General features: G+C 74.0%; 24 protein-coding genes. 13 read left to right on the top strand and 11 right to left on the bottom strand.

Annotation, left to right across the window (positions count from 1 at the left end; translation table 11 throughout):
- The first annotated feature begins 8 nt into the window (after positions 1 to 8).
- Positions 9 to 1,496: a DNA-binding protein NsdB gene (locus IE096_RS09390; protein WP_189450537.1), complete on the top strand. Its 1,488-nt coding sequence runs from the start codon at positions 9 to 11 to the stop codon at positions 1,494 to 1,496.
- Positions 1,497 to 1,549: 53 nt separating this feature from the next.
- Here IE096_RS09390 and IE096_RS09385 read toward each other — a convergent pair whose 3' ends face one another.
- Positions 1,550 to 3,085 carry a PP2C family protein-serine/threonine phosphatase gene (locus IE096_RS09385; protein WP_189450533.1) on the bottom strand — a complete coding sequence of 512 codons (1,536 nt, stop codon included), beginning with the start codon at positions 3,083 to 3,085 and terminating at the stop codon, positions 1,550 to 1,552.
- Between the two features lie 331 nt (positions 3,086 to 3,416).
- Here IE096_RS09385 and IE096_RS09380 point away from each other — a divergent pair, with 331 nt between their 5' ends.
- From IE096_RS09380 to IE096_RS09370, 3 genes are all read left to right on the top strand, one after another.
- Positions 3,417 to 4,844, top strand: a complete 1,428-nt coding sequence (locus IE096_RS09380; RefSeq protein WP_189450531.1) for a HEAT repeat domain-containing protein — start codon at positions 3,417 to 3,419, stop codon at positions 4,842 to 4,844.
- A gap of 318 nt (positions 4,845 to 5,162) precedes the next feature.
- Positions 5,163 to 5,723, top strand: a complete 561-nt coding sequence (locus IE096_RS09375) for a hypothetical protein (RefSeq protein ID WP_229820073.1) — start codon at positions 5,163 to 5,165, stop codon at positions 5,721 to 5,723.
- A 103-nt stretch (positions 5,724 to 5,826) separates the two neighbouring features.
- A complete protein-coding gene (locus IE096_RS09370; protein ID WP_189450529.1) occupies positions 5,827 to 6,024 on the top strand; it encodes a DUF5302 domain-containing protein in 198 nt (65 codons plus the stop codon).
- Between the two features lie 112 nt (positions 6,025 to 6,136).
- Here IE096_RS09370 and IE096_RS09365 read toward each other — a convergent pair whose 3' ends face one another.
- Positions 6,137 to 6,643, bottom strand: coding sequence for a hypothetical protein (locus IE096_RS09365; protein ID WP_189450527.1), 507 nt, complete (start codon positions 6,641 to 6,643; stop codon positions 6,137 to 6,139).
- Between the two features lie 154 nt (positions 6,644 to 6,797).
- On the bottom strand, positions 6,798 to 7,811 hold the full coding sequence (gene ligD, locus IE096_RS09360; RefSeq protein ID WP_189450525.1) for a non-homologous end-joining DNA ligase: 1,014 nt from the start codon (positions 7,809 to 7,811) through the stop codon (positions 6,798 to 6,800).
- Positions 7,812 to 7,889: 78 nt separating this feature from the next.
- Between ligD and IE096_RS09355 the strand changes: the two genes are divergently transcribed.
- A complete protein-coding gene (locus IE096_RS09355) occupies positions 7,890 to 8,966 on the top strand; it encodes an ATP-dependent DNA ligase (protein ID WP_189450523.1) in 1,077 nt (358 codons plus the stop codon).
- A 109-nt stretch (positions 8,967 to 9,075) separates the two neighbouring features.
- Positions 9,076 to 10,137, top strand: a complete 1,062-nt coding sequence (locus tag IE096_RS09350; RefSeq protein ID WP_189450521.1) for a glycoside hydrolase family 6 protein — start codon at positions 9,076 to 9,078, stop codon at positions 10,135 to 10,137.
- Positions 10,138 to 10,155: 18 nt separating this feature from the next.
- Here the strand turns inward: IE096_RS09350 and glxA are convergent, their stop codons facing one another.
- Both glxA and IE096_RS09340 read right to left on the bottom strand, forming a co-directional pair.
- Positions 10,156 to 12,132 (bottom strand): radical copper oxidase GlxA, encoded by a 1,977-nt coding sequence (gene glxA, locus IE096_RS09345; RefSeq protein ID WP_189450519.1) that lies wholly within the window; start codon positions 12,130 to 12,132, stop codon positions 10,156 to 10,158.
- A 55-nt stretch (positions 12,133 to 12,187) separates the two neighbouring features.
- The gene (locus tag IE096_RS09340) at positions 12,188 to 14,011 is read right to left on the bottom strand and encodes a glycosyltransferase family 2 protein (protein ID WP_373298071.1); all 1,824 of its coding nucleotides are present in this window, start codon (positions 14,009 to 14,011) and stop codon (positions 12,188 to 12,190) included.
- 213 nt (positions 14,012 to 14,224) lie between these two features.
- On the opposite strand from IE096_RS09340, the gene IE096_RS09335 reads away from it, so the two are divergent.
- Genes IE096_RS09335 through IE096_RS31365 form a run of 3 tightly spaced genes read left to right on the top strand, consistent with a single transcriptional unit; the run spans position 14,225 to position 14,944 of the window.
- A complete protein-coding gene (locus tag IE096_RS09335) occupies positions 14,225 to 14,410 on the top strand; it encodes a hypothetical protein (protein WP_126913020.1) in 186 nt (61 codons plus the stop codon).
- Positions 14,411 to 14,415: 5 nt separating this feature from the next.
- A complete protein-coding gene (locus IE096_RS09330; protein ID WP_189450517.1) occupies positions 14,416 to 14,757 on the top strand; it encodes an ArsR/SmtB family transcription factor in 342 nt (113 codons plus the stop codon).
- A gap of 58 nt (positions 14,758 to 14,815) precedes the next feature.
- Positions 14,816 to 14,944 carry a DUF6126 family protein gene (locus tag IE096_RS31365; protein ID WP_229357789.1) on the top strand — a complete coding sequence of 43 codons (129 nt, stop codon included), beginning with the start codon at positions 14,816 to 14,818 and terminating at the stop codon, positions 14,942 to 14,944.
- On the opposite strand, the gene IE096_RS09325 is transcribed toward IE096_RS31365, so the two are convergent.
- Positions 14,920 to 15,498: a TetR/AcrR family transcriptional regulator gene (locus tag IE096_RS09325; protein ID WP_189450515.1), complete on the bottom strand. Its 579-nt coding sequence runs from the start codon at positions 15,496 to 15,498 to the stop codon at positions 14,920 to 14,922. The genes IE096_RS31365 and IE096_RS09325 overlap by 25 nt on opposite strands.
- A 103-nt stretch (positions 15,499 to 15,601) precedes the next feature.
- Here IE096_RS09325 and IE096_RS09320 point away from each other — a divergent pair, with 103 nt between their 5' ends.
- The gene (locus IE096_RS09320) at positions 15,602 to 16,048 is read left to right on the top strand and encodes a nuclear transport factor 2 family protein (protein WP_189450513.1); all 447 of its coding nucleotides are present in this window, start codon (positions 15,602 to 15,604) and stop codon (positions 16,046 to 16,048) included.
- Here the strand turns inward: IE096_RS09320 and IE096_RS09315 are convergent.
- Positions 15,990 to 16,556 carry a cupin domain-containing protein gene (locus tag IE096_RS09315; RefSeq protein WP_189450511.1) on the bottom strand — a complete coding sequence of 189 codons (567 nt, stop codon included), beginning with the start codon at positions 16,554 to 16,556 and terminating at the stop codon, positions 15,990 to 15,992. The genes IE096_RS09320 and IE096_RS09315 overlap by 59 nt on opposite strands.
- Positions 16,557 to 16,568: 12 nt before the next feature.
- Positions 16,569 to 17,786 (bottom strand): cytochrome P450, encoded by a 1,218-nt coding sequence (locus IE096_RS09310; protein WP_189450509.1) that lies wholly within the window; start codon positions 17,784 to 17,786, stop codon positions 16,569 to 16,571.
- Between the two features lie 186 nt (positions 17,787 to 17,972).
- Between IE096_RS09310 and IE096_RS09305 the strand changes: the two genes are divergently transcribed.
- A complete protein-coding gene (locus IE096_RS09305; RefSeq protein ID WP_189450507.1) occupies positions 17,973 to 18,959 on the top strand; it encodes a DUF6528 family protein in 987 nt (328 codons plus the stop codon).
- A gap of 4 nt (positions 18,960 to 18,963) precedes the next feature.
- Here the strand turns inward: IE096_RS09305 and IE096_RS09300 are convergent, their stop codons facing one another.
- Positions 18,964 to 20,172, bottom strand: coding sequence for a hypothetical protein (locus IE096_RS09300; protein WP_189450506.1), 1,209 nt, complete (start codon positions 20,170 to 20,172; stop codon positions 18,964 to 18,966).
- 263 nt (positions 20,173 to 20,435) lie between these two features.
- Here IE096_RS09300 and IE096_RS09295 point away from each other — a divergent pair, with 263 nt between their 5' ends.
- Positions 20,436 to 20,861, top strand: a complete 426-nt coding sequence (locus IE096_RS09295; protein ID WP_189450504.1) for a hypothetical protein — start codon at positions 20,436 to 20,438, stop codon at positions 20,859 to 20,861.
- 82 nt (positions 20,862 to 20,943) lie between these two features.
- Here the strand turns inward: IE096_RS09295 and IE096_RS09290 are convergent, their stop codons facing one another.
- Positions 20,944 to 21,849 (bottom strand): hypothetical protein, encoded by a 906-nt coding sequence (locus tag IE096_RS09290; protein ID WP_189450502.1) that lies wholly within the window; start codon positions 21,847 to 21,849, stop codon positions 20,944 to 20,946.
- A gap of 77 nt (positions 21,850 to 21,926) precedes the next feature.
- A complete protein-coding gene (locus tag IE096_RS09285; RefSeq protein WP_189450500.1) occupies positions 21,927 to 22,256 on the bottom strand; it encodes a DUF6233 domain-containing protein in 330 nt (109 codons plus the stop codon).
- A 375-nt stretch (positions 22,257 to 22,631) separates the two neighbouring features.
- Here IE096_RS09285 and IE096_RS09280 point away from each other — a divergent pair, with 375 nt between their 5' ends.
- Positions 22,632 to 23,114 carry an NADH-quinone oxidoreductase subunit B family protein gene (locus IE096_RS09280; RefSeq protein WP_189450498.1) on the top strand — a complete coding sequence of 161 codons (483 nt, stop codon included), beginning with the start codon at positions 22,632 to 22,634 and terminating at the stop codon, positions 23,112 to 23,114.
- Positions 23,115 to 23,149 lie beyond the last annotated feature (35 nt).

Raw genomic sequence — 23,149 nt, 5'->3', positions numbered from 1 at the left:
GGCTTGACGTGACGAGGGAACCCAACACCCGCCTCGCGGACCTGTTCGGCCTGGCCGGCTGGTCCAAGGGCGAGCTCGCGAGACTCGTGAACCGGCAGGCGGCGGCCATGGGCCATCCGCAGCTGGCGACCGACACCTCGCGGGTGCGGCGTTGGATCGACATGGGGGAGTCCCCTCGCGATCCCGTGCCCAAGGTGCTGGCCGCCCTGTTCACCGAGCGACTCGGCCGTGTCGTGACCATCGAGGACCTCGGGTTCGGCCGGCGCGGGCGCGCCGGCAAGGCGCAGACCCCTGACGGGCTGCCCTGGCCGCCCGAGCGGACCGCCGCGGTCCTCACCGAATTCACGGGAATGGACCTCATGCTCAACCGACGCGGCTTGGTGGGCGCGGGCGCCGCGCTCGCCGCAGGCTCAGCAATCAGCGGTGCGATGCACGACTGGCTCCACATGGACCCGGTCCTGGCCTCCGACGCCCCGCACTTCGACGATCCCCTGCGCGTCAAGGCCGCGCAGGCGGACCCCGCCGCCTTCGACCGCTACGAGGCGGCCCCGGTCGGCTCCCTCGAGATCGACGCGCTGGAGCACTCGGTCGAGATCTTCCGGATCTGGGACGCCCAGCGCGGCGGCGGGCTCCAGCGCAAGGCCGTCGTCGGCCAGCTCAACGAGGTGGGCGGCATGCTCTCCTACCGCCACCCCGAACACCTCCAGCGCAGGCTGTGGGGTGTCGCCGCCAATCTGGCGGTGCTGGCCGGCTGGATGTCCCACGACGTGGGCCTGGAGCCCACGGCTCAGAAGTACTTCATCATCGCCGCCCACGCGGCCCGGGAGGGCGGGGACCGCCCGAGGGCCGGCGAGGCCCTCTCCCGCTGCGCCCGTCAGATGGTCCACCTGGGCCGGCCGGACGAGGCGATGGATCTGATGAAGCTCGCCAAGTCCGGTTCCGGCCCCGAGACCCTGCCGCGCACCCGGGCGATGCTTTACACGGTCGAGGCCTGGGCCCAGGCCTCGATGGGGCGCGGCCAGGCCATGCGGCGGACGCTCGGCGAGGCCGAGGACCTCTTCGTCGCCGACAAGGGGGATGTCGCCCCGCCGAGCTGGATGCAGATGTTCGACGAGGCGGATCTCCACGGAATGCAGGCCCTGGCCTACCGCACCCTCGCCGAGCACGATCCCACGGCCGCCCCCGTCGCCCAGCAGCACGCCAAGCGGGCGCTGGAGCTGCGCGGGGGGCAGCGCCAGCGGTCGATGATCTTCGACTACATCTCCATGGCGTCCGCCTGTTTCATCGGCAACGACCCCGAGCAGGCCGACACCTTCGCCCGGATGGCGCTCACCACGATCAATGAGACGTCCTCCCACCGCACCTGGGACCGGCTGCGGGAGATGTACCGGCTCACCGGGAAGTACGCGGACTACCCCGCCCTCTCGCCCCTGCGGGAGGACATCCAGCGGGCCCTGGCCAAGGCTCCGGGGAAGAACCGCCCGACGGCCGTATGACCCGAGCCGTCAGCCGGAAGTCAACCCAGAAGTCACCTATGAGGCCACGAGCCCTATGAGCCGATGCGGGCGATCAGTACGCACGCGTCGTCCTCACGCTCCTTGTCGCCGAACTCCTCCAGTACCGCCCGCAGGCAGTCCTGAGCGGTGTCCGCCATGGCGAATCGCGGCGCGAGCTCCAGCAGCCGCCGGGCACCGGCCCGGTCCGCCAGCCCCTCGGTGTGGAGCAGCAGCACATCACCGGGCAGCAGCCGCTCCTCGGTCTGCGCGTAGGCGGCATCCGTCATGGCACCGAGCAGGACGCCCTCCGGCGGCCGCAGCGCCCGGCCCGCCCCGTCGCGGAAGAGCAGCGGGGCGGGGTGGCCGGCCTGGGACCACAGGAGGGTGCCGGAGGCGGGCTCGTAGCGGCAGCAGACCGCGCTGCCCAGGGCGGGCTGGGCGGAGGATTCCAGGAGGTGATTGAGCCAGCCCATCAGAGGGCCGGGCTCGGCCCCGGAGACCGCCATGCCGCGCACCGCGCCCAGCAGCATGGCCATGGTCGAGGTGGCGGCCACCCCCCGGCCGGTGAGGCCGCCGACGGTCAGCAGTGTCCGGCCGCCGGGCAGCTCCATCGCGTCGAACCAGTCGCCGCCGATGAGGCTGCTGGTCGAGGACGGGAGGTAGTGCCCGGCCAGATCGAGGACGCCACCGCCCGGGGCCGCGGGGCCGGCGGGGACGCTCTGCGGGAGCCGCAGGGAGCCGCGCCACGGTGGCAGCACGGCTTCCTGCAGCTCGACCGCAAGCCGGTGCTCGGTCCGGGCGGCATCCCGCCGGCGGTGCGCCGAGTCACGGGTCTCGTGCACCTCCCGGCGGAAGCGCCGCAGATCGCTGACGTCCCGCAGCACGGCCCACATGGAGCTCGTGCAGCCGTCGGCGTCGAGCACCGGCTCGCCCATCATGTGCACCGTGCGCACGGCGCCGTCGTCGCCGCGCACGATGCGGAACTCCCCGTCGATCGGCTTCCCGTCCACCAGGCAGTCGGTGACCATCGTGGTCAGCAGCCCGGTGTCCTCCTCCAGGAGGGTGGAGGGGAGCTCGTCGAGGGTCAGCGCGCCGTCCTCGGGGCGGCGGCCGAAGAGCGCGAAGAGCTCGTCGGTCCACGCCACCTCGTCGGTCAGCAGGTTCCACTCGGCGCTGCCCACCCTGCCGGGCGTCGCCGGGCCGTTCCCGGCCGCGAGGCCGTCCCCGTCCGCCCCGTCGTCCTCGGCGACGCGCGTGGCCGTGCCGGCACCCCGGGCCGCCGTGCCGCCCTCCGCGCCGACGGAGGTGGCCGTGCCGCTCCCCGCCCCGGCGCGCCGGGAGGTGGGCAGGCCCGCGAGGAGCTGGCCCAGCTGCTCGCCGAGGTCGTCCGCGTGGTGGGCGGCCAGCTCGCACACGGCGCGCTGCCAGTGGAGCCGGGGGTCGTCCGAGGTCTCCGCGCTCGCCACCGCCTCCCGGCGCACGGCGTCGATGCCGCCTCTGAGCCGTTGCGTCTGCGAGATGAGCGCGTCCACCTGGCCGCGCTCGGGCGGCTCGGCGGCGGGACGGTCCGCGGACTGTGGGGACGGCATCACGTACTCCGATACAGGCGGGGCGCGGCCGGCTCCGGGGATCCGCTGGAACGGCCGGCAGGACTGCTGTCACGACTGTGGCACAGGGAGCGACGGGCTGTAAGGGCTTTGGCAATACCCGATACGGTGGTGCTTGAGGCATATGCCGACGGCATGGGTAGGACATTTCCGGCGGCACTCCGCGGAACCCACCGCTCCGGGTAGGCTGCGGCGCTTGGGAGTACCCGAGTTTCCACAGTTCACCAGGCATAGCACAGGTGGACACCGGCAAGAATGCCGTCCGGAAGGAAATCCCGTTGCCAGCCGACTCCTCGCACCGGATGCTGACCCCATGTTCGATCCAGACATAGCGCCCAGCGGCACCCTGCTCGGCCTCCTCCAGCGAGGCCGCGGCGACGGGACCCTGCATGCCCTCGCGGCGCCGCGGGCCGAGGCGCTCGCGGCGCTGAACCACTGCGTGCTCCGCGACCCCCGCCGCGACTGGCAGGTGGAGAACCGCTCCCTCTACTACGCGCGCCTCTATCTGGACCTCGACGGCAGGCTCGGCGAGATCGAACAGCACCTCTTCCACCCGGACGACCTGATCGACACCTCCGAGGAGCGCACGGGCCTCGCCCTGGCCGTCCTCGGCCACCTCGCCTCCTACGGCCGCGACGACGCCCTCGTCCTGCTGCGCCGCTACGCCGCCACCGGCGGGAACTGGGCCTGGGCCCTCGACGAGCTGGCCCTGCGCGACGACGACGCCGGGCTGCGCGCCCTGGCCGCCCCCGTCCTCGCCCGCTTCCCGCACACCCCCGAGGGCGAGGCCGCGCTGGCCGCCGCCGTCCGCGACGCCTTCGAGCCCCGGCCCTGGCGGCTGTGGGCCGACGACCGCCGCGCCCCCGCCACCGCGGCCCGGGTGCGCGCCGCCCGGGAACAGGGCTCGTTCGACCGCTGGCAGCGCCAGCTGCGCCCCACCGGCCCCCGCCCGGGCTGGAGCGTCCGCGAGGTCCTCGACTGGGCCCAGCAGGGCCTCGACGCCCACCCCACCCAGCACCGCCACGTGCCGGCCACCCGCTGCCTGACCGCCGTGGCCGGGCCCGAGGACCGCCTGGAGATCATCGAGGCCGCCGCCTTCGGCCCCGAGGCCGCCCGCGCCACCGCCCTGCGCTACCTCGCCGAGCACCACGACCCCCAGGCCCTCGACCTCATCGAGACGGCCGCCGCCGACCCCGGCGAGCTCGTCTCCTCGGCCGCCGTGACCGCCTTCGAACGGATGCGCAGCACGGCCGCCCTGGAACGGGCCCGCGCCTGGATCCACCGGGGCGACGCGCTGGGCGCCGCCGCGGCCGGGATGCTCGCCTGCCGGGGCGCCGCCTACGACTCCGCGCTCGTCCTCGCCGCCCTGCGCCGCACCGTCCGCACCGAGGGCTGCGACGCGCCCGTCCTGTGGGACCTCGTCGACGGGGCCGGCCGGCTGGCGATCACCTGCGCCGCGCCCGTGCTGCGGCACATCTACCGCGAGACGGCCTCGTCCCATCTGCGGGGCCGGGCCGCGCGCGCCCTCGCCGCGACCGATCCCTCCTTCGCGGCGGGCTTCGCCGTCGAGTGCCTGTGGGACTGCGAGGAGTCGACCCGGGAGCTGGCCGCCCGCCACGCGACGACGGCCGACGCCCGCGTCGTCGACCAACTGCGCAGGCTCGCCGCCGATCCGGCCGAGGAGGCGGAGGTGCAGACGGCGGTGCTCAGCCGCTTCGAGCCGGAGGCTCCGACGGCCTGACCCCCGGAGCCGGCTCCGGCCCGCACCCGGCATGCGGGCCCTGCCTCCCGGCAACGGAGTCGGCCCTGCCTCCCGGCAACGGAGTCGGCCCTGCCTCCCGGCAACGGACGCCGGCCCCGCCTTCCGGCAAGGTCGGCCCTGCCTCCGGACGCCGGCCCCGCCTCCGGGCGACGGAGCCAGCCCCGCCTCCGGGCAGCGGCTTCGCCGCGGGGCCGGGTTCCCTCCCGGGACGGCCGGGCACCGCGGGCAGCCCCGGTCTCCCGGCCCGGGCCCGGACCCGGTTCCGCGCCGCTTCGCGCGGGCTGCGAAGCTGACGGTATGTCACGATCAGCATCCAAGGGCGTTCCCACCGGGTCCGCCCCCTCCCGCCGCGCCCTGCTCGCCGGAGCCGCCGCGCTCGCCCTGTGGCCCACGGCGGCCATGGCCGCCGAGCCCGCCCGTCCCGCCGGGGACGCGCCCGTCCGCGTCACGGAGGGGCAGGTCGCCGAGGCCGCCCGGGGCCAGGCGATCCTCTACCCCAGCGTGACGAGCTGCCTCACCGTCACCGTGCGGCTGAGCGGCGGAGCGAAAGTCGGCGCGCACGCCAGTCTGTTCCGGGTGCCCGGTGAGCTGCGCTCGGACGAGATCCTCGGTGCCGTGCGGCGCCGGGTCGCGGGGCGCCGGGTGCTCGCCGTCGAGGTCAGGGGCGCCGTCGGCGCCTGGGACCCCTCGTACTTCACCAAGGCGATCGAGAGTTACGGCGACGGCGAGACCGTGCCCTTCCCGACGCGGCCCGACCCGGAGGGGCTGGCGCGCGCCGTGGCCGCCGGGCTCGGGCTGCCGGCGTCGGCGCGGGTGAGCGTCGAGGACGTGCCCGACGGCGACCAGACGGTCCGCTGACACCGGCCGTCCGCCGGCGGCCCAGTGGCCCGGAAAACGGGCGGCCGACCCCGGCCGGTGTGTGTCAAGCTGTGGCGAAGGCCCCTATGACCAGGAGGTTTCAATGGCGGACGACACAAGCGCCCAGGCCCCGGAGGGGCAGGAGGACGACGTGAAGCGCAAGTTCCGGGAAGCCCTGGACCGCAAACGCGGGAAATCGCCGGAAGGCGCCTCCGGCGGCCGGGGCCGTGACGGCTCCAAGATCCATGGCACTCACGGCAAGGCGGGCGGGCAGCGTTCGTTCCGCCGCAAGAGCGGCTGAGCGGCTGAGCGGCTGAGCGGCCGAGCGGCCGACCGCGCCCGGCGGCCCGGCGCCGCGGCCCATGGCCTGACCAGTCCGGGAGCCCGGACTGGTCGGTGCCGCCGGGCGGACGTCACCCCATGGGGCCGGAGGGCTGCTCGGCCTCGGCGCTGCGGGACTGCGGGGGCCGGGCCGGCTGCGGCGGGCGGACGTTCTGCGGCGGGCGGACGTTCTGCGGGCGCGTCTGCTGGGCGTCCTCCAGCATGCCCTTGCTGACGTTCTTGCAGACGGGCACGGCGCCGGTGTTCTCCACGTACTTCGCCGAGACCCAGGTGTTGCGGTCCCGCAGCAGGTACCAGACGGGGTTGCCCGCGACGTCCTGGGCGTGGGCCTTGCAGCGCAGGGCCACCTGGGTGCGGTACTTCAGCACGCCCTTGACGGCGGAGTCCGTGGTGGGGAAGCCGCGTTCGTTGATGCCCGTGCTGGAGACGACCGCACCGTACGGCCGGATGGGCGGGACCGGCGGCGCATCGGCGGAGTGGGCGGCGGGGGCGGCGGCCAGCAGGGAACCGCCGAGGGTGACGGCCGCGATCACACCGGCCGAGACCCTTCTGCTGCGGATCGCGAGTGTACTGATCATGGGAACTCCCTCGATGCGAAGTGGATCACGCATTGACCGGGTTCCACATGAAATGTCGCCATAAACACAAATCAAGTTGACGGCCCGCATGGACGGCCCGGATGGCTGATCCGGGCGCTCCTCCGGGCGCGTTCGGCGTGCGCCGGCCGTCCGTTCAGTCATCGGTCCGCCGGGCCCGGCTGGGCTGCACCCGCTTGGGCTCGCCCTTCATCTTCGGGTGCTCCGGCGGATAGGGCAGATCGCCCAGGCCGTGCTCCCGCTCGTCGCGCGCGGCCAGCTCCAGGGCCGCCTCCAGGTCGCTGGCCTGTTCGTCCATGCCCGCGTGGAGATCGCCGACCTCCGCGAACCGGGCCGGCATCGTCGCCAGGTCGAAGTCCTCGGGCACGGCATCGGTCAGCTCGTCCCAGCGCAGCGGCGCCGAGACGGGCGCGTGCGGCCGGGGCCGCACGGAGTAGGCGCTGGCGATGGTCCGGTCCCGGGCGGTCTGGTTGTAGTCGACAAAGATCTTTTCGCCGCGCTCCTCCTTCCACCAGGCCGTGGTGATCCGCTCCGGCGCCCGGCGCTCCAGCTCCCGGGCGACCGCGATGGCCGCCCGCCGCACCCGGACGAAGGTCCACCGGGGCGCGATCGGCACGAAGACGTGGAGGCCCCGCCCGCCCGAGGTCTTGGGCCAGCCGGCCAGACCCAGCTCCGCCAGGACGTCCTTCAGCTCCAGCGCCGCCCGCACCGCGTCGGCGTAGTCGGTGCCCGGCTGGGGGTCGAGGTCGATGCGCAGCTCGTCGGGGTGCTCGGTGTCCGAGCGCCGCACCGGCCAGGGGTGGAAGGTCAGACAGCCCAGGTTCGCCGCCCACAGCACGGCGGCCGGCTCGCCCGGGCAGATCTCGTCGGCGTACCGGCCGCTGGGGAAGGCGATGCGCCCGGTCGGGATCCACTCGGGCAGGTTCTTGGGCGCCCTCTTCTGGAAGAACGACTCGCCCTCCACCCCGTCCGGATACCGCTCCAGCGTCGTGGGCCGGTCCTTGAGGGCCCGCACGATGCCGTCGCCGACGCTCAGGTAGTAGCGGGCGAGGTCGTACTTCGTGAACCCGCGCTGCGGGAAGTACACCTTGTCCGGGTTGGACAGCCGTACGGTCCGCTCGCCGACGGTGAGCTCGAGCGCCTCTGCCATGCGTTTCACGCTAGGCGGGGCGGCGGGACGGCGCCTGTCGGCGGGCGGCCGCCCGGCCCCGCCCGCACAATCACGACCATGGACCTTCCGGTGATGCCCCCGGTCCGGCCGATGCTGGCGAAGACCGCCGCCACCATCCCGCCCGGGATGCAGTACGAGGCCAAGTGGGACGGCTTCCGGGCCATCGTCTTCCGCGACGGCGCCGAGATCGAACTGGGCAGCCGCACGGGCAAACCGCTGACCCGCTACTTCCCCGAGCTCACCGGCGCCCTCCTCGAACAGCTGCCCGCCCGCTGTGTCCTCGACGGGGAGATCGTCATCGCGCGCGGCGGCGGGCTGGACTTCGACGCCCTCCTGGAGCGCATCCACCCCGCCGACTCCCGGGTGCGCCATCTGGCGGAGGTCACCCCGGCGAGCCTGATCGCCTTCGACCTGCTCGCCCTCGGCGACGCCTCGCTCCTCGACACCCCGCAGAGCGAGCGCAGGGCGGCCCTCACCGAAGCGCTCCGCGACGCGCGCGCCCCCCTCTTCACCGCGCCCGTCACCCACGACCTCGACGTGGCCCGGGGCTGGTTCGAGCAGTTCGAGGGCGCCGGCCTCGACGGGGTGATCGCCAAGCCGCCCGGGCTGCCCTACCGGCAGGGCGAACGCGTCATGGTCAAGGTCAAGCACGAGCGCACCGCAGACTGCGTCGTCGCGGGGCTGCGTCCGCACAAGAGCGGCCCGGTCGTCGGCTCGCTGCTGCTCGGCCTCTACGACGCCGGGGGCCGGCTCCAGCACGTGGGCGTGTGCGCCTCCTTCCCCATGCGCCGCCGCCGGGAGCTGATGGCCGAACTGGAGCCGCTGCGCATGCCGGACGCCACCGGCCACCCCTGGCAGGACTGGGCGGACGCGGAGGCCCAGGCCGCCGGCCGGCTCCCCGGCGGCCCCAGCCGCTGGACCGGCAAGAAGGACCTGTCCTGGACCGCCCTGCGGCCCGAGCGGGTCGTCGAGGTGGCCTACGACCACATGCAGGGGGACCGCTTCCGCCACACCGCCCAGTTCCGCCGGTGGCGCCCGGACCGCACCCCCGAGAGCTGCACGTACGACCAGCTGGAGGAGCCGGTCCGCTACGACCTCGCGCGGGTCCTCGGCGGTGAGCCGGAGCCGCGGTAGACCTTCCGGAGCAACGACGCCCCGTACGGCCGCCCCAATGCGTGCCTGACGAGTCGCCATATTTCACGCTGGTACGACCACCTGATACCGGCTTGAAGAGGTGACGCTCATGACCGGTGCCCGTACGGTCCGCTTCCGCGCCGGCGCGCGGTACGGCGCGGCGGTCCTGGTGTGCGCCGGGGCCGTGTGCCTCGCCTGGGGGCCCGGCCCCGCGGCGGCCACGGATTCCGGGGACGGCGCGGACTCGCCGTTCTGGGCCGAACCGTCGGGCCGGGCCGGCAAACAGGCCCGGACCTGGGAGGAACGGGGCCGGGAAGGGGACGCCGAGGCGGTGCGGCGCATCGCGGAGCAGCCGACGGCCGTCTGGCTGACGGGCGACGACCCCAGGGCTCAGGCCGCCCGCGTCACCGAGGAGGCCGAGCGGGCCTCCCGGATCCCCCTGCTGGTGGCGTACAACGTCCCGCACCGCGACTGCGGCCAGTACTCCTCGGGCGGCGCGCCCACGGCCGCCGCCTATCGCGCCTGGGTCTCCCGCGTGGCCGCCGGCATCGGTGAGCACCGGGCCTGGGTGGTGCTGGAGCCGGACGCGGTCGCCCAGTGGGCCTCCGGCTGTCTGCCGAAGACCGCGGCGCGCGAGCGGCTGGGGCTGCTGGCCGAGGCGGTGCGGACGCTCAAGGCCCGGCGGGGGGTGTCCGTGTACGTGGACGCGGGCAACGCGGGCTGGATCTCGGACCAGGCGCTGCTCGCCGGCGCGCTGCGCGGGGCCGGGGTCGGGGCGGCGGACGGCTTCGCGCTGAACGTCTCCAACTTCCATACGACGCCGGTGACGCGGGAGTACGGCGACCGGCTCTCCGCGCGGCTGGGCGGGGCCCACTACATCATCGACACCAGCCGCAACGGGAACGGGCCGCTGAGGAACGACGAGCCGGGGGCGGAGAGCTGGTGCAATCCGCCGGGACGGACGCTGGGCACGCCGCCGACCACGGCGACCGGCGATCCGAGGGTCGACGCGTTCGTGTGGGTCAAGCGGCCGGGGGAGTCCGACGGCAGCTGCCGGGGGGCGCCGCCGGCCGGGCACTGGTGGTCGGAGTACGCGCTGGGCCTGGCGAGGCCGCCGGAGGAAGCGGCGCCCGCGCGGCCGCCGGCGGCGGCCGCGACGACACCGGGCTGACGGGGGGCCGGAGGGACGTCAGCGTACGTACACCCACGCCGCGCGGGACGGCGTGCCCGCGCGGTCCGTCAGGAAGAGCATGTACCAGCCGCCCGGCACCAGCGAGGGATCCTGGGGGATCGTCACGGCCACCGCCCCGCCGTGGTGGGCCAGGGGCAGTGCCACGGACCGCTGTTCGACGTCCGTCGCGTGGGTCACCGCGCTGGGCCGCATGAGCCGGGCGGTCGCCACCTCGCCCGCGTCGGTGCCCGGCAGGACGAGCGTGGCGCCGTGGGCGGTGCGGAGGGGGCCCGTGGGCGGTGCGGGGCGGTGGGCGCGGTAGAGGTACGGCGGCGTGTACACCTCGATGCGCTTCTCGAAGACCCCCATGCGGGTGTCGTCCTTGTCCGCGAAGAGCGGGTTGGAGCCGAAGACCGCGATCCGCCCGTCGGGCAGCAGCAGGGCCTCCGCGTGGTAGTCGCGGCCGACGGCCGGCGCGGCCGCCGTCTCGAAGGCGCGGGTCCTGGGGTCGTAGAACTGGGCGCGCAGGATGTCCGAGCCGCGCTTGCCCCGGTAGTCGCGGGAGCCGCCGGAGGTGAAGACCCGGTCGTCGGGGGTGAGCACGGCGTTGAGGTAGCGGGTGCCCTGGGGCAGATCGGGCCCGGGGACGTAGTGGGGGGCCGGGGCGCGGAGGTCGGCGATGGCGGTGCGCCCGGTGGACTCGTGGGACTCGCCGACCCCGCCGCCGCCCATGATCATCACCTTCCGGTCCTGGGCCGGGGGCAGCAGCACGGAGGCCGAGGTCTCCGTCATGTCCTGCTCCTCCAGGCCGGGTACGGGCACGAAGGCGTTGGTGTCCACGTTCCACAGGCCCGGGGTGCGGCCCGCGTGGGCGGGCCCGTAGCCGGCGTTGGAGCCGGAGTAGAAGAGGCGGCCGCCGGCGGTGAGGAAGAGCGCGGGGTAGGTGGGGAAGTAGCGGTTGGGACCCGGGGACCACTTGTGGGTCCTGGGGTCGTAGATCTCGTTCTTGCCCGGGATGATCTCGCCCATGTCGTCCAGCCCGGAGACCGCCAGGACCCGGCCGTCCTTGAGGGTGACCAGGGTGGGGTACCAGCGGGCCTCGGACATCGGGTCGACGCGGACGTAGCGCTCGGCGACGGGGTCGAACTCGTAGGCGTCCTTGAGGCCCTGGAAGTCCTTCTTGTCCAGCCCCAGTTTGGCGGCGAGGCCGTAGAGGTCCTGGGCGTCACGGCCGCGCAGCCCCTGGACGCGGTACTGGTCGGCGGTCTGGGTGATGCCCTGCTCCCCGTCGGTGACCGCCTCGACGTAGACGCGGGCCTGGGCGGCGGTGACGGTGACCTTCTTCGGCGCGCGGTCGGTCTGCTCGACGACGTTCTTCTTCGCGCGCGGCACGAGGACGGGCAGCAGCGTGCGGTACCGCTTGCCGGTGGAGCCCACGAACACGGTCCCGGCGGGGAAGGTCCGGGGGGCGTCGGGGTTCTCGTTCTTCACCAGCATCGCGCCGCCGGCCCGTTTCACGTCGCCGGTGAGCTTCTCGTAGCGGGCGGTGCCGCCCGCGACCAGCAGCCGGCCGTCGGGGAGCTGGGCGTGGCCCGAGCAGAACATGTCCTTGGGGGTGTCGATCTCCCGGAAGGTGTTGCGCGCCGGGTCCCACAGGACGCTCTGGAAGGTCCCCGCCCGGAAGTTCTTCTCGTCGTTGCCGGACCCGGCGATCAGCAGCACCTTTCCGGTGCGCAGCAGGGCCGCGTGAATGGCGTTGATCCGGAACCGGGCGGGGACGTCCACCACGTCCCAGTGCCCGTACCGGAGCTTGTACGACTCCTGGTTGATCGTGTACTCGTGCCAGGCCCGCTCGGCGAAGCCGGTGGCGGCCGGGCCGTTGGCCGCGATCAGGGCCAGCGCGGCACCGGCGCCCAGCACCGCCTTGCGCGCCTTCCTGTTGGCCCGGAACCGGGCCCAGGACCTCGCCGGAAATGTCTTCCTCGGGAACCTCACCGCATCCACGTCCCATCGCTCGTACGAGTCCCGCGCGCGGTGCGCGCGGCCCCCCTCACCAGGCCCGGCGCCGCTCCCGCCGACGGCCGGCCCGCCAGACGGCGACCGGGCCGAGGGCGGTCACCAGGGCCAGCAGCGCCCAGCACCGCATCGCCGCGTGGGCGTGGCCGAGCACCCAGGAGGCGGCCAGCGACAGGGCGAACAGCCCGGCCCACAGCAGATGGCAGCGGAAGGTCGCGAGGCGGTCGGGGCTGGCCGAGTCGCCCTTGGGCGTCACCACGAAGCGCGAGCTCCGCCGCAGCACGGCCTGGGCGAGCGAGCGCGCGTAGAGGGGTGCGGAGAGCGCGGACATCACCATGCCGGCGGCCCCGGAGGAGCCGGCCGGTTCGTGGGGGCTGACGTTGTGGCGCCGGTTCCAGACGTACAGGCCGATCTGGAGGGCGGCCGCGTCGCAGTAGAGCATCAGCCACAGCGACGGCTCCACGGAGATTCCCGAGGCCCCGAAACCGAGGAAGAGCACGCAGGTCAGGGCGCCCAGTACCCAGTTGAGCGCGGCCATGGGGTAGTAGGCCACCATGAAGCCGTAGTTGAGCAGCCGTCCGGGGGAGAGGGACCAGGCCGCCCGCCAGAACTGCCGCAGCAGCGTCTCGTACGTCCCGCGCGACCAGCGCAGCTGCTGGCTGAAGAAGTCCGTCCAGGTCGAGGGGCCCTCGCCCACGGCGAGGACGTCGGGGGTGTAGACGGACTTCCAGCGGCGGCCCGTGGCGGGGTTGCGCCGGCGGTGGATCTCCAGTCCGGTGGCCATGTCCTCGGTGATCGAGTCGTAGAGGCCGCCGATCTGCCGCAGCACGCCGACGCGGACGCAGTTGCTGGTGCCGACGAACATGGGCGAGCCGTAGGCGTTGCCGGCCCGCTGGATCAGGGCGTGGAAGAGGAACTGCTGGCTCTCGGCGGCCTTGGTGACCGCCGTGGTGTAGTTGCCGTAGACCTGGGGGCCGACGACGAACGCCACGTCGGGGTCGCGGAAGTAGCCGAGCATCCGCTCCAGGAAGTTGGGCAGCGGCACGTGGTCGGTGTCGACGCAGGCCATGAACTCGTAGGCGTCGCCGTGGGCGTCCAGCCAGGCGTTGTAGTTGCCGTGCTTGGTACGGGCCCGGTAGCGGCCGGAGGGCTGGTTCCAGCGGGCGACGCCCTTGCGGGAGAAGTGCCGTACGCCCAGCCGCCGGCAGAGCCGCTTCACCTCCGGGTCGTCGCCCTCGTCGAGCAGCCAGACGTCCAGGGGCCCGTCGTGCTCGATGCGCACCGCCCCCTCCAGCGTGGCCCGGACCATGGACAGCGGTTCCTTGCCGGGGACGAAGCTGGTGAGGAAGGCGACGCGGGTGCCGGGCCGGGCGCGGACGGGGACGGGGTCCCGGGCCGCCCAGGTGGCGTGGGCGTTGGAGGCGACGTTGACGACGCGGAACAGCTCGATCAGCCCGATCGAGACCAGCATCACGGTGTCGAGCGCGCGCTCCCAGTCGCTGACGTAGGGCCGGTACAGCCAGTGCTCGGGGGAGACGAGCCACAACAGGAGGGCGAGGCAGACCAGCGGGCCCGCGGCGACCAGCAGCATCACCTTGACGCCGCCGCCCGGGCCGGGCCCGAGGAGGCGCCGGTAGCGCACCCGGTAGCCGCTGTCGGGGGCCTCGGTGAGCGGCCCGGCCAGTCTGCTGTAGCGCGCGTAGTCGTAGGCCGCGCTCCCGCCGGGCCCGGCGGGAGCCGGGACCCCCGGCGCGCCCGGGCCGAGGCTCCCGGTGTCGCCCGGCGCGCCGCCGGGGGCGGGCACCGCGCCGTCGGGGCGGCCACGGGCCGCCGCCAGCCGGGACTCGCTCGTCGAGATCGCCACCACAGACCCCCAGTCGGACCAGGAGGGACAGTGGGAGAAAACCTAACAAAACGGACCTACGATCATGTGATGAACGCCCCGAAAACCGGCATCACATCACCTGCACAGCCGAGGGGTACGGTCCGTTCGCCCGCGCGGCCTAGAATTGCGTAATTCTTCAATTCAGCAGGTCTGCGAAGAGCCGGACGAGTCAGCGAGGGGGCCGCCGTGAGTGCGTTCGCCGAAGCGATGCGGGAGCGGGTGCGCGCCGCGCGCGCCGACCTCGCGGCCGCGCGGGCGGCCGGGGACGTCTACGCGGCCGCGGTCGCGGAGGACGAGCTGGACGACGCCCTGCGGCTGGCCCTCGCCCACGGCATCACCACGGACGAGGACGACGAGCGGGGTGGGAGTTGAACGGCGTGAAGGTGCCGCTGTACCAGGCCAAGGCGGAGTTCTTCCGGATGCTCGGCCACCCGGTGCGCATCAGGGTGCTGGAGCTCCTCCAGAACGGGCCCATGCCGGTGCGCGACCTGCTCGCCGAGATCGGGGTCGAACCGTCCAGCCTCTCGCAGCAGCTCGCGGTGCTGCGCCGCTCGGGCATCGTCACCGCCACCCGCGAGGGCACCACCGTCGTCTACGCCCTGGCCGGCGGGGACGTGGCGGAGCTCCTCGGCGCCGCCCGGCGCATCCTGACCCAGGTGCTCAGCGGCCAGGAGCAGCTCCTCACGGAGCTGCGGGGCGCGGAGAGCGCGGCGGAGTGATGACACCGTCCACGAACTCGCGAGCAAGACGAACCACGACGACCGGGGAGATACGGCCATGACCCACGATTCCGAGAAGTACGCCGAGAAGGCGGTGGGCTGGCGCGTGCTGATCTACATCGTCTTCGGCCACGTCCTGGCCGGCTTCATCTGGCTGCTCTTCTACCTCGGCTCGCACGCGAAGTAGGGCGCCAGCAGGACGGACGCCGCCTCCCGGGCCGTCCGGGCCGCCCCCGGGTCGCCCGACACGGCCGCCGTCACGATCGCGCCCTCCGCGAGGAGGGCGATCTGGCCGCCCAGCGGAGCCGGCGCGCCCGCCTCCGTGACGAGGCCGCCCAGGTAGCGGCGGAAGGCGTCCTTGTGCGCCCGGGCCGCCTCCGCCACGGCCGGCGAGACGCCCCCCAGCTCGCCGAAGGAATTCACGAACGCGCACCCGCGGAAGCCGTCCTCCGCGAACCAGCGCTCCAGCCAGTCGAACACCGCGAGCACCCGCTCCCGCCCGGCGGGCAGCGCCTCCGCGTGGCTCGCCAGCGCCGCGCGCCAGCGCTCGTCACGGCGCCGCAGATACGCCTCCACCAGCACGTCCTTGGAGGGGAAGAGCTGGTAGAGGCGCTTGAGGGAGACCCCCGACGCGCCCCGGATCGCGTCCATCCCCACCGCCTGGAGCCCCCGGGCGTAGAAGAGCTCCTCCGCCGCGTCCAGGACCCGGACCTCGGCCTCCGTCGGCGCCACGCTCCCCATCGCTCTCCCTCTCCACTTCACCGCTTGCGCGAGAACCATCGTTCTCCTACGCTACCGCACACGGTGGAGAACGTTCGTTCTCCACGTGGAGAGAGGGAGAACCATGCCCGAGATCACACCGCCGGTCCCGCCGTTCACCACCGAGACCGCCCTCGCGAAGGTGCGCGCCGCCGAGGACGCCTGGAACACCCGGGACCCCGAGCGGGTCGCGCTCGCCTACACCGAGGACTCCGAGTGGCGCAATCGCGATGTGTTCCTGACCGGCCGTCGGCGGATCGTCGCCTTCCTCCGCGAGAAGTGGGAGCGCGAGCTCTGCTACCGGCTCCGCAAGGAGCTGTGGGCCCACACCGACGACCGCATCGCCGTGCGCTTCGAGTACGAGTGGCACGACGCGGACGGCCAGTGGTACCGCAGTCACGGCAACGAGAACTGGGAGTTCGCCCCGAACGGCCTGATGCGCCGCCGCTACGCGAGCGTCAACGACGTCGCCATCACCGAGCGGGAGCGGCGCCTCCACCTGCCCCCGGAGGCGTCATCCGCAGCGGCGTGAGCTGCTCGATGTCATAGCGGAGGCGCAGCTCGGCGATCGCCTCGTGGTCCACCGCGGGCCCGGAGTTCAGGATCTCGAAGAGCTCCTCGAAATACCGCTCGTGATCGGGCGGCGGCGACGCCTGGAAGAACATCCGGGCCGCCTCGCCCGTCACATTGGCGAACGCGTGCGGACAGCCCGGAGGCACGACGATCACCGTGCCGGCGCGGGCCCTGACACAGCGCCGGCCACTGGCGGACTCCCACTCCCGCCAGTTGTCCCGGGTGCGCACGCGCGGCTCGAAGGCGAGGACGTCCAGCTCGCCCTCGAGCACGTAGAAGAGCTCCTCGCTGCGCGTGTGCCGGTGGGCCCCGACGTCGAAGCCCGGGGGGACGACCACCTCGAAGCTGGAGGCGGCCCGCGAGTGCTCCCCGGTCACCTTGAAGGTGACCCGCTGGGCCGCGGTGACCAGCGTCCGGCCCTCGCCCGGGGGCACGACCAGACCGTCGGGGGCGCCGATGAGCGTCATGGCGGGAGCCTCTCACCAGGTGACGGGAAGGTTCTCCGGGCCCCGGATGAGCGCGCTGCGCTGCCAGCGGATCTTCTCCACGGGCTCCGCCAGCCGCAGTTCCGGGAAGCGCCGCAGCAGCGTGGAGAGGATGATCTCCTCCTCCAGCCGGGCCAGCATCGACCCCAGGCAGAAGTGCGGCCCGTGCCCGAAGGACAGGTGCGGGACGTGCTCGCGGTCGAAGTCCAGCTCGTCGGGGCGGTCGAAGACGCTCGGGTCGCGGTTGGCCGTGAGGTAGGAGGAGTGCACCACCTCACCGGCCTTGATCAGCACCCCGGCGACCTCGACGTCCTCGGTCGCGATCCGGGCCAGCCCCACCGCGTTGCGGTGCGGGATGAAGCGCAGCAGCTCCTCGATGGCCTGCGGCAGCAGCTCCGGCTCGGCCCGCAGCCGGGCCAGCTGCTCCGGGTGGGTCAGCAGCGCGTAGACCATGTTGGCGCTGTTGTTGCGCACGGCGTGGGCGGCGCTCGCCTGGATCAGCAGGGCGATGGCCACCGCCTCCTCCGTGCTGAGCCCGCCCTGGGCCGTGGCGTCGGCCAGCTCGCCCGCCAGGTCCTCCTGGGGCTCGGCGAGCCGCTGGGCCAGCAGGTCGGTGAAGTACGTCGCCATCCCGTTCTTCGCCCGCTCGCTGGCCTCGCGGCCGTACCCGGCGGAGAGGATCACGTTCGTCCACAGCGCCATCTGCCGCCGGTCGACCTGGGGCACGCCCATCAGATCGCTGATCACGGCCAGGGGCAGCGGCCCGTGGAGATGCTCCATCAGATCGGCGGGCGGCCCCTCCTGCTCCATCTCGTCGAGCAGCTCGTCCGCCGCCCGCTGGGCGCCCGGCCGCAGCCGGTCGAGGCTACGGGTGGTGAAGGACCTGGCCACGGCCTTGCGCAGCCGGGTGTGCTCGGGCGGGTCGGCGAAGCCCACGGCCTCGTCCAGCGGGATGAAGTGCGGGGCGAGCCGGGTGATCGGGCGGCCCAGCACCGCCTGCCGGCTGAACCGGGGGTCCGAGGTGACGAACTTGACGTCCTCGTAGCGGGTCACGAACCAGGCGTGCCCCTCGCCGTTGGGCAGCTTCACGCGGGAGATCGGCTCGTCCCGCAGCTGCGCCGCCATGAAGGGGTCGAAGTCCAGCCCCCGGAGGTCCCCCACGTCCCAGAACCGTACGGGGAACCGCTCCTGCGCTGAATCGGTCGTCGTCATCGATGAGTACTCCCACCCGGGCCGCGAGCACGTCCGTCCGACAGACACGCTCCCCCAGAACGGGCACGCGCGGCGGGCCGCGCCGGGGAAATCACCCGTCCGGCCCACGTCGCGGCGGGGCCGTTCGCGTGACGCGCGGGCGTGGTGCCGCGTCCGTCCGGGGGGTCCGGCCCGACGCTGTGCGACGTGAACACAGGGGTGAGCGGGCCGGTGGCCCTGCTGCTGGCGGGGGTGCTGACGTTCGCGGCACCGGGCGTGGCGGGCGCCCGGTCGGGGGAGCGCGCGGCGGCCGCGCCGATCGTGGCGGCCGACCAGGCGACGCGGTCCGTGTACGTCCTGGACTCCGCGCGGACGCGGTGGGACGCCCGGGACGAGGACGACCCGGGGGTGCTCTGGTCGTGGAGCGCGGACGGCCGGTCCGAACTGTCCGACCTGGACCCCGGCACGACGTGGACCAACCCCAGCGAGGTCAAGTTCCGTTCGCTGAACGGCAGGCGCTATCTGCTGGCCACGGCCTCCGGCGGACTGGCCGCCGTGGTGGGCTACCCCGACCGGGAGGTGTACTGGGCGGCCGACACCGGTACCGGCAACGCCCACAGCATCGACCTGCTGCCCGACGGGAACGTGGCCGTGGCGGCGAGCACCGGCGGCTACGTCCGGGTGTACGCGGCCTCCGCCGGCCCGCGCGCCACGGACCACGCGCAGGTGCCGCTCCCCGGGGCCCACGGGGTGCACTGGGACCCGGGCACCCGGCTGTTGTGGGCCCTGGGCAGCCGGCAGCTCGTCGCCCTGCGGGTGGGTGGCTCCGCCCCGGAGCCCGAGCTGACCGTCGTCCGGCGCGTGGACCTGCCCACCCGGGGTGGCCACGACCTGGCACCCGTGCTGAGCAGGCCGGGGCACCTGTGGGTGGCCACGGCGTCGGCGGTCTATCAGTACGCGACGGGGGAGCAGGCGTTCGTCGGCTACCCGCTCCAGTCGAGGATCAGCGGCCCGGACGTCAAGAGCGTCGGGGACGACCCCGCCACGGGCCGGATCCTGATCTCCCGCCCCGAGCCGGGCCACTCCTGCTCGTGGTGCACCACCACGCTGGTCCTCTACCGGCCGGACGGCACCCGGACGCTGCTGCGCGGCGGCATGTACAAGGCCCGCTGGTGGACGACCCGACGGGGGTGAGGACCTAGCGCGACCCCACCGGCGGCAGCTCCCCCGCCAGCCGCGCCCGTACGTCGGCGGCGGCCTCCTCGCCGCCCGGCACCCGCTCCCACAGCGCGAGCAGCGCGGGCGCCAGCAGCGCCGCCCGGTCGCCGCTGTGCTGCCAGCAGTAGTGGGCCCGTTTCAGCGCGGCGAGGGCCTCCGCGTCGGCCGGGCCGCCCCGGTCGAGGCGGTGGGAGGCGGCCGACAGCCACAGCTCGGCGGCGCGCGGATGGTCCCCGGCGAGGCGGGCGAGGTCGGCCCTCACCTCGATCCAGAGGGCGGCCTCGGGGCTGTGGGGGCCGTGGCGGCGCAGCGCCTGCTGCTCCCAGGCGGCGGCCATGGCCGCCGCCTCGTTGTGCCGCCCGGCGTGGGCGGCGGCGAGGATGCCCGGCAGCGGATCCTCCGCCCGCTCCGCGGGTGCGGGGACGGCGGGTTCGGCGGGGGCGGACGCGGCCGGCGCGGGTTCGGCGGCGGGCGTGGCCCGGGGTGGCGCCGTGGCGCGCGGCGGGGCCGCCCGGTTGGCGAGGACGGGTCCGGCGTCGCCGTACTGGAGGGGCAGGAAGCCCTCGGGGAGCGTCGCCTGAGCGAGCGCCAGCTGGTGCGGCAGCGCCGGGTCGAGCACGGGCCCGGCCGTGGGGTGGCCGACCGAGAGGGCGGTGAGGAAGGCCCGGGTGTAGGGCCCGGCCTCCAGCGAGGGCTTGGGCGGGGTGGGGGTGATCACCCCGTGGAGGGCCAGGCCGTCGGCGAGCCGGCCGTCGTGGGCGGCGGCGGTCACGTGGGGCCAGGCGTGGGCATCGGCCTCCGCGTCGACGAGGAGCAGCGTGGGGCCCGCGTGCTCGCGCAGGGTCCGGGTGAGCCACTCCCACGGCAGCCCGGTGTAGCGGACGGTCGCGGCGGTGCTCTCGCGCAGCGCGAGGTGCAGCCCGGTGCCGCGGCGGGTCGGGACCATCAGATGGCCGGTGATCCAGATCAGCAGCGGCCCGGGCACCCGGACGGCGTCCTGGAGGTAGGCGAGGACGCTCTGGGGCCCGGCCATGGCGGGGAGCTGCACCACGTCGGCCGAGGCGGCGGCGAGGAAGCCACGGGGGTTCGCTCCGGCGATGGCGTGGGCGGTCGGGTTCGGCAGGGCGCCCCGCCGCCGGTCGGGAGTGCCGTCCAGCAGCAGAACACAACCATGGGTCGGCTGATCCAACGCGTTCTTCCTTCCGGCCGTTTCGGGAGCCCGTGACGCAACTCTAGGCTCCGGTCCGCGCGTCGCGGCCCGCATTCCCCACCCCTGTCCGGCGCCCGGCACCGCCAATCACGACATGGCCGTACTTATGGCCCGCGCGCGGTGTGTGCCACTCGGGGCTGGTGGACGCGCCCTGCTGGGCGGTCTTCGGATGTGCGGATAATGGATGCGCCCCGCGGCCTGCGGAGCACCGAAAGCCAGAGCACCAGACACAGGGGGCGCGGATGAAGCACGAGCGGAAGCACGACGGACGGTACAGGGGCCGGGTGGCCCGCAGGATGTCGGCCCTGGTGGCCGTGGCGCTGGGCGCCGTCCTGATGGCGACGCCCGCGACGGCGGCGAGCCCGTCCGCCGCTACCGCGCGGGTCGTCTCCGTCGCGGCCGCCGAGGCCGGTACGGCGGCGGTGGGCACGGACGGCGCCGTGGAGGCGTCGGGCGGCCACCGGGTCGTCGCCGGTTCCCACCACCACGCGAAGCACGGTCACACGACGCTGGCCAAGGACAAGAAGAAGAAAAAGAAGAAGGGCTTCTTCGCGAAGCTGGGCGTGGCCCTGCTCGTCATCCTGATCCTGGCCGTCCTGTTCGTGGTGGCGGTGATCGTGCTGGTGATCTTCATGATCCGCCGGGCCTTCAAGCGCCGCCGTTCCTGACCTCCCGGTCGTCCTCCCGCCGAGCGGGGCCCGCCGTCGCGGGCCCCGCTCGGCTCGTTCCGGGCTCGTCGTCAGCTCCCTCTCAGCTCGTTCTCGCCACCCAGGCCAGTGCCAGCCACGGCGTGGTGGCGCTCGCGGCGGCCAGGGCCCAGCCGGTCCCCGTCTCGGGGAAGCCGATGAGCAGGGGCAGGACCAGGCCCGCGCCGCACACCAGGAGGAGCGCGGCGGGCAGATGGACCCAGGGCTCGAATCGACGCGCGTAGCGGACGCCGGGTTCCCTGCGGTGCATGGCCACACCGGTGACGAAACCCGCTGCGAGGGCGAAGGTCCAGATGACCGGCAGCATGATCATGCGGCCGGCGAAGGTGCCGATGTCGTTGCCCGGCGCCTGACGGGCCCCCAGCTCGGGCCGATCGGGCACGTACAGCAACTCCACCGCCCGGCCCACCTCGGGCCTGCCGGCGGTGTGCACCTCCTCGACGGTCAGCTGCCGGGCGCCCGAGGCGAACCGGACGGTGGCGACGATCGTCGAGGCGTACTCGTCGGTGTCGTTGATCTCGACGTCCGTGGGGCGCGGCTCGCCCAGGATCCGTTCCACGCGCACCTCGCCCGTCACCGCGCCGGCCCGGGCCGCCGTGGCGAGCCACTCGCCCTCCGCGCCGTCGGGCCCCACGCCCTGGCACAGCGCGGCGGCGCTGGTGAGCGCGACGCCGAAGCCCAGCGCCCAGCAGAGCAGCCGGGACGGCCGCGGCTCGGGCCAGGGCTCGTAACGCCTGCGCCAGGTCTTCTTCCGCAGCGCCTTCCGCCGGTGCGCGCGGACCACGAGCGAAGCGAGGATCCAGCATCCGGCGCATACCGCTGTCGCGCACAACAGCCCCAACTGGTGCCGCTTGGGCGGCAGTTCCCGGAACGGAGCCGCTCCGAGCAGGACGGTCGCGTACCCGGTGAGCAGCGTCGCCCACCCCGTGAGGCGCGTCCACACCCTCATGCCGTACTTCCCCCACCCACCTAATTGATCTTGAGGGGGACAGCGTAATGGCGCGCGCCCACTACCGGGTCACCCGGTCACTCGAAGGGGACGAGGAACCTCTCGGGCTCGCAGGCGTCGCAGAACCGGACGTCGAACTTGGCCGCGCGCTCACGGGCCTCCGCCGTGGTCAGGGTGTCCTCGCCGCCCCTGGGCACCCAGCAGCCCGCGTGGTGGAGCTCGTGGAGGGTGCCGCCGGGGCGGCGGTGGACGGTGACCGGCCAGATCGCGTCCTCGAGGTCGTGGCGCCACTCGCCCTTGAGGCGCTGGAGCACGACCTCGCGCACCCAATCCCGCACGGAGAGGCCGCATTCCAGCGCGGCGGCCTCGATTCGGACGAGTTCCTCAGCAGTGAAGAGGGTCTCCATGAGGCGGGACAGTAGCAGCGGGGGACTCCGGGCGAGCCCGGTTCCGGGCAATGGCCCACGATGCTGACTTGCGGGCTTGACCAGCGAGAACGGCATCCGCTCGGCGATGGCGACGATCGGCTGGTCATACGATCCGCAGCTCCGGGCACCTTTCCCGGCGGTGGCATAGGACGCGGGCCTATCCAAAGATACCGACCGCCGATACACGCATCACCGACCTCTTGGCCATTCCGTTATCACCTGTCCTCGTGAACACCCGGTTTTCCCGGCGGACGGGCCCCGGGGCCCGTAACCCCCGAGGGGGGTGCGGCCGTTTACTACTCAGTCCCACGGCGCGGCGGTACCGGGCGCCGGGGAGTTTTCGAGGGAGGCGGCATGGGCCTGCTGCGCAAGATCCGCAACACCGGACGGGTGGCGGAGCCCGCCCCGCCCCCACCCACCGCCGCCCCGCCGCGCGCCGCGCGGGACCTGGGCGGCTCGGTCCAGGTCCGCTGCGTGGACGCCGGTTCGTGCAACGGCTGCGAGATCGAGATCGCCGCCGCGTTCGGCCCGGTGTACGACGCCGAGCGGTACGGCGCCCGCCTGGTGGCCTCGCCCCGGCACGCCGACGTCGCGCTGGTGACCGGCCCGGTGACCCGCAACATGGCCGAGCCGCTGCGCCGCACGGTCGCCGCCATGCCCCGGCCCCGCCTGGTGGTCGCCGTCGGCGACTGCGCCCTGAACCGCGGGGAGTTCGCCGGGGGCTACGGGGTCGAGGGCGCCGTCGCCGACGTGGTGCCCACCGACCTGGAGGTACCGGGCTGCCCCCCGGAGCCGGAACGAATCGTGGCCGCGCTGCGCCGGGTGACCGGACGATGAGTGGCCGGTTTGTGGGCAATCGTTCCGCAGGGCGG

Origin of the sequence: Streptomyces abikoensis (assembly GCF_014648775.1) — a bacterium.
GTDB classification, from domain to species: domain Bacteria; phylum Actinomycetota; class Actinomycetes; order Streptomycetales; family Streptomycetaceae; genus Streptomyces; species Streptomyces abikoensis.
Note: the sequence above shows the minus strand (reverse complement) of the source record. Positions and strands in the feature narration are given on the sequence as shown.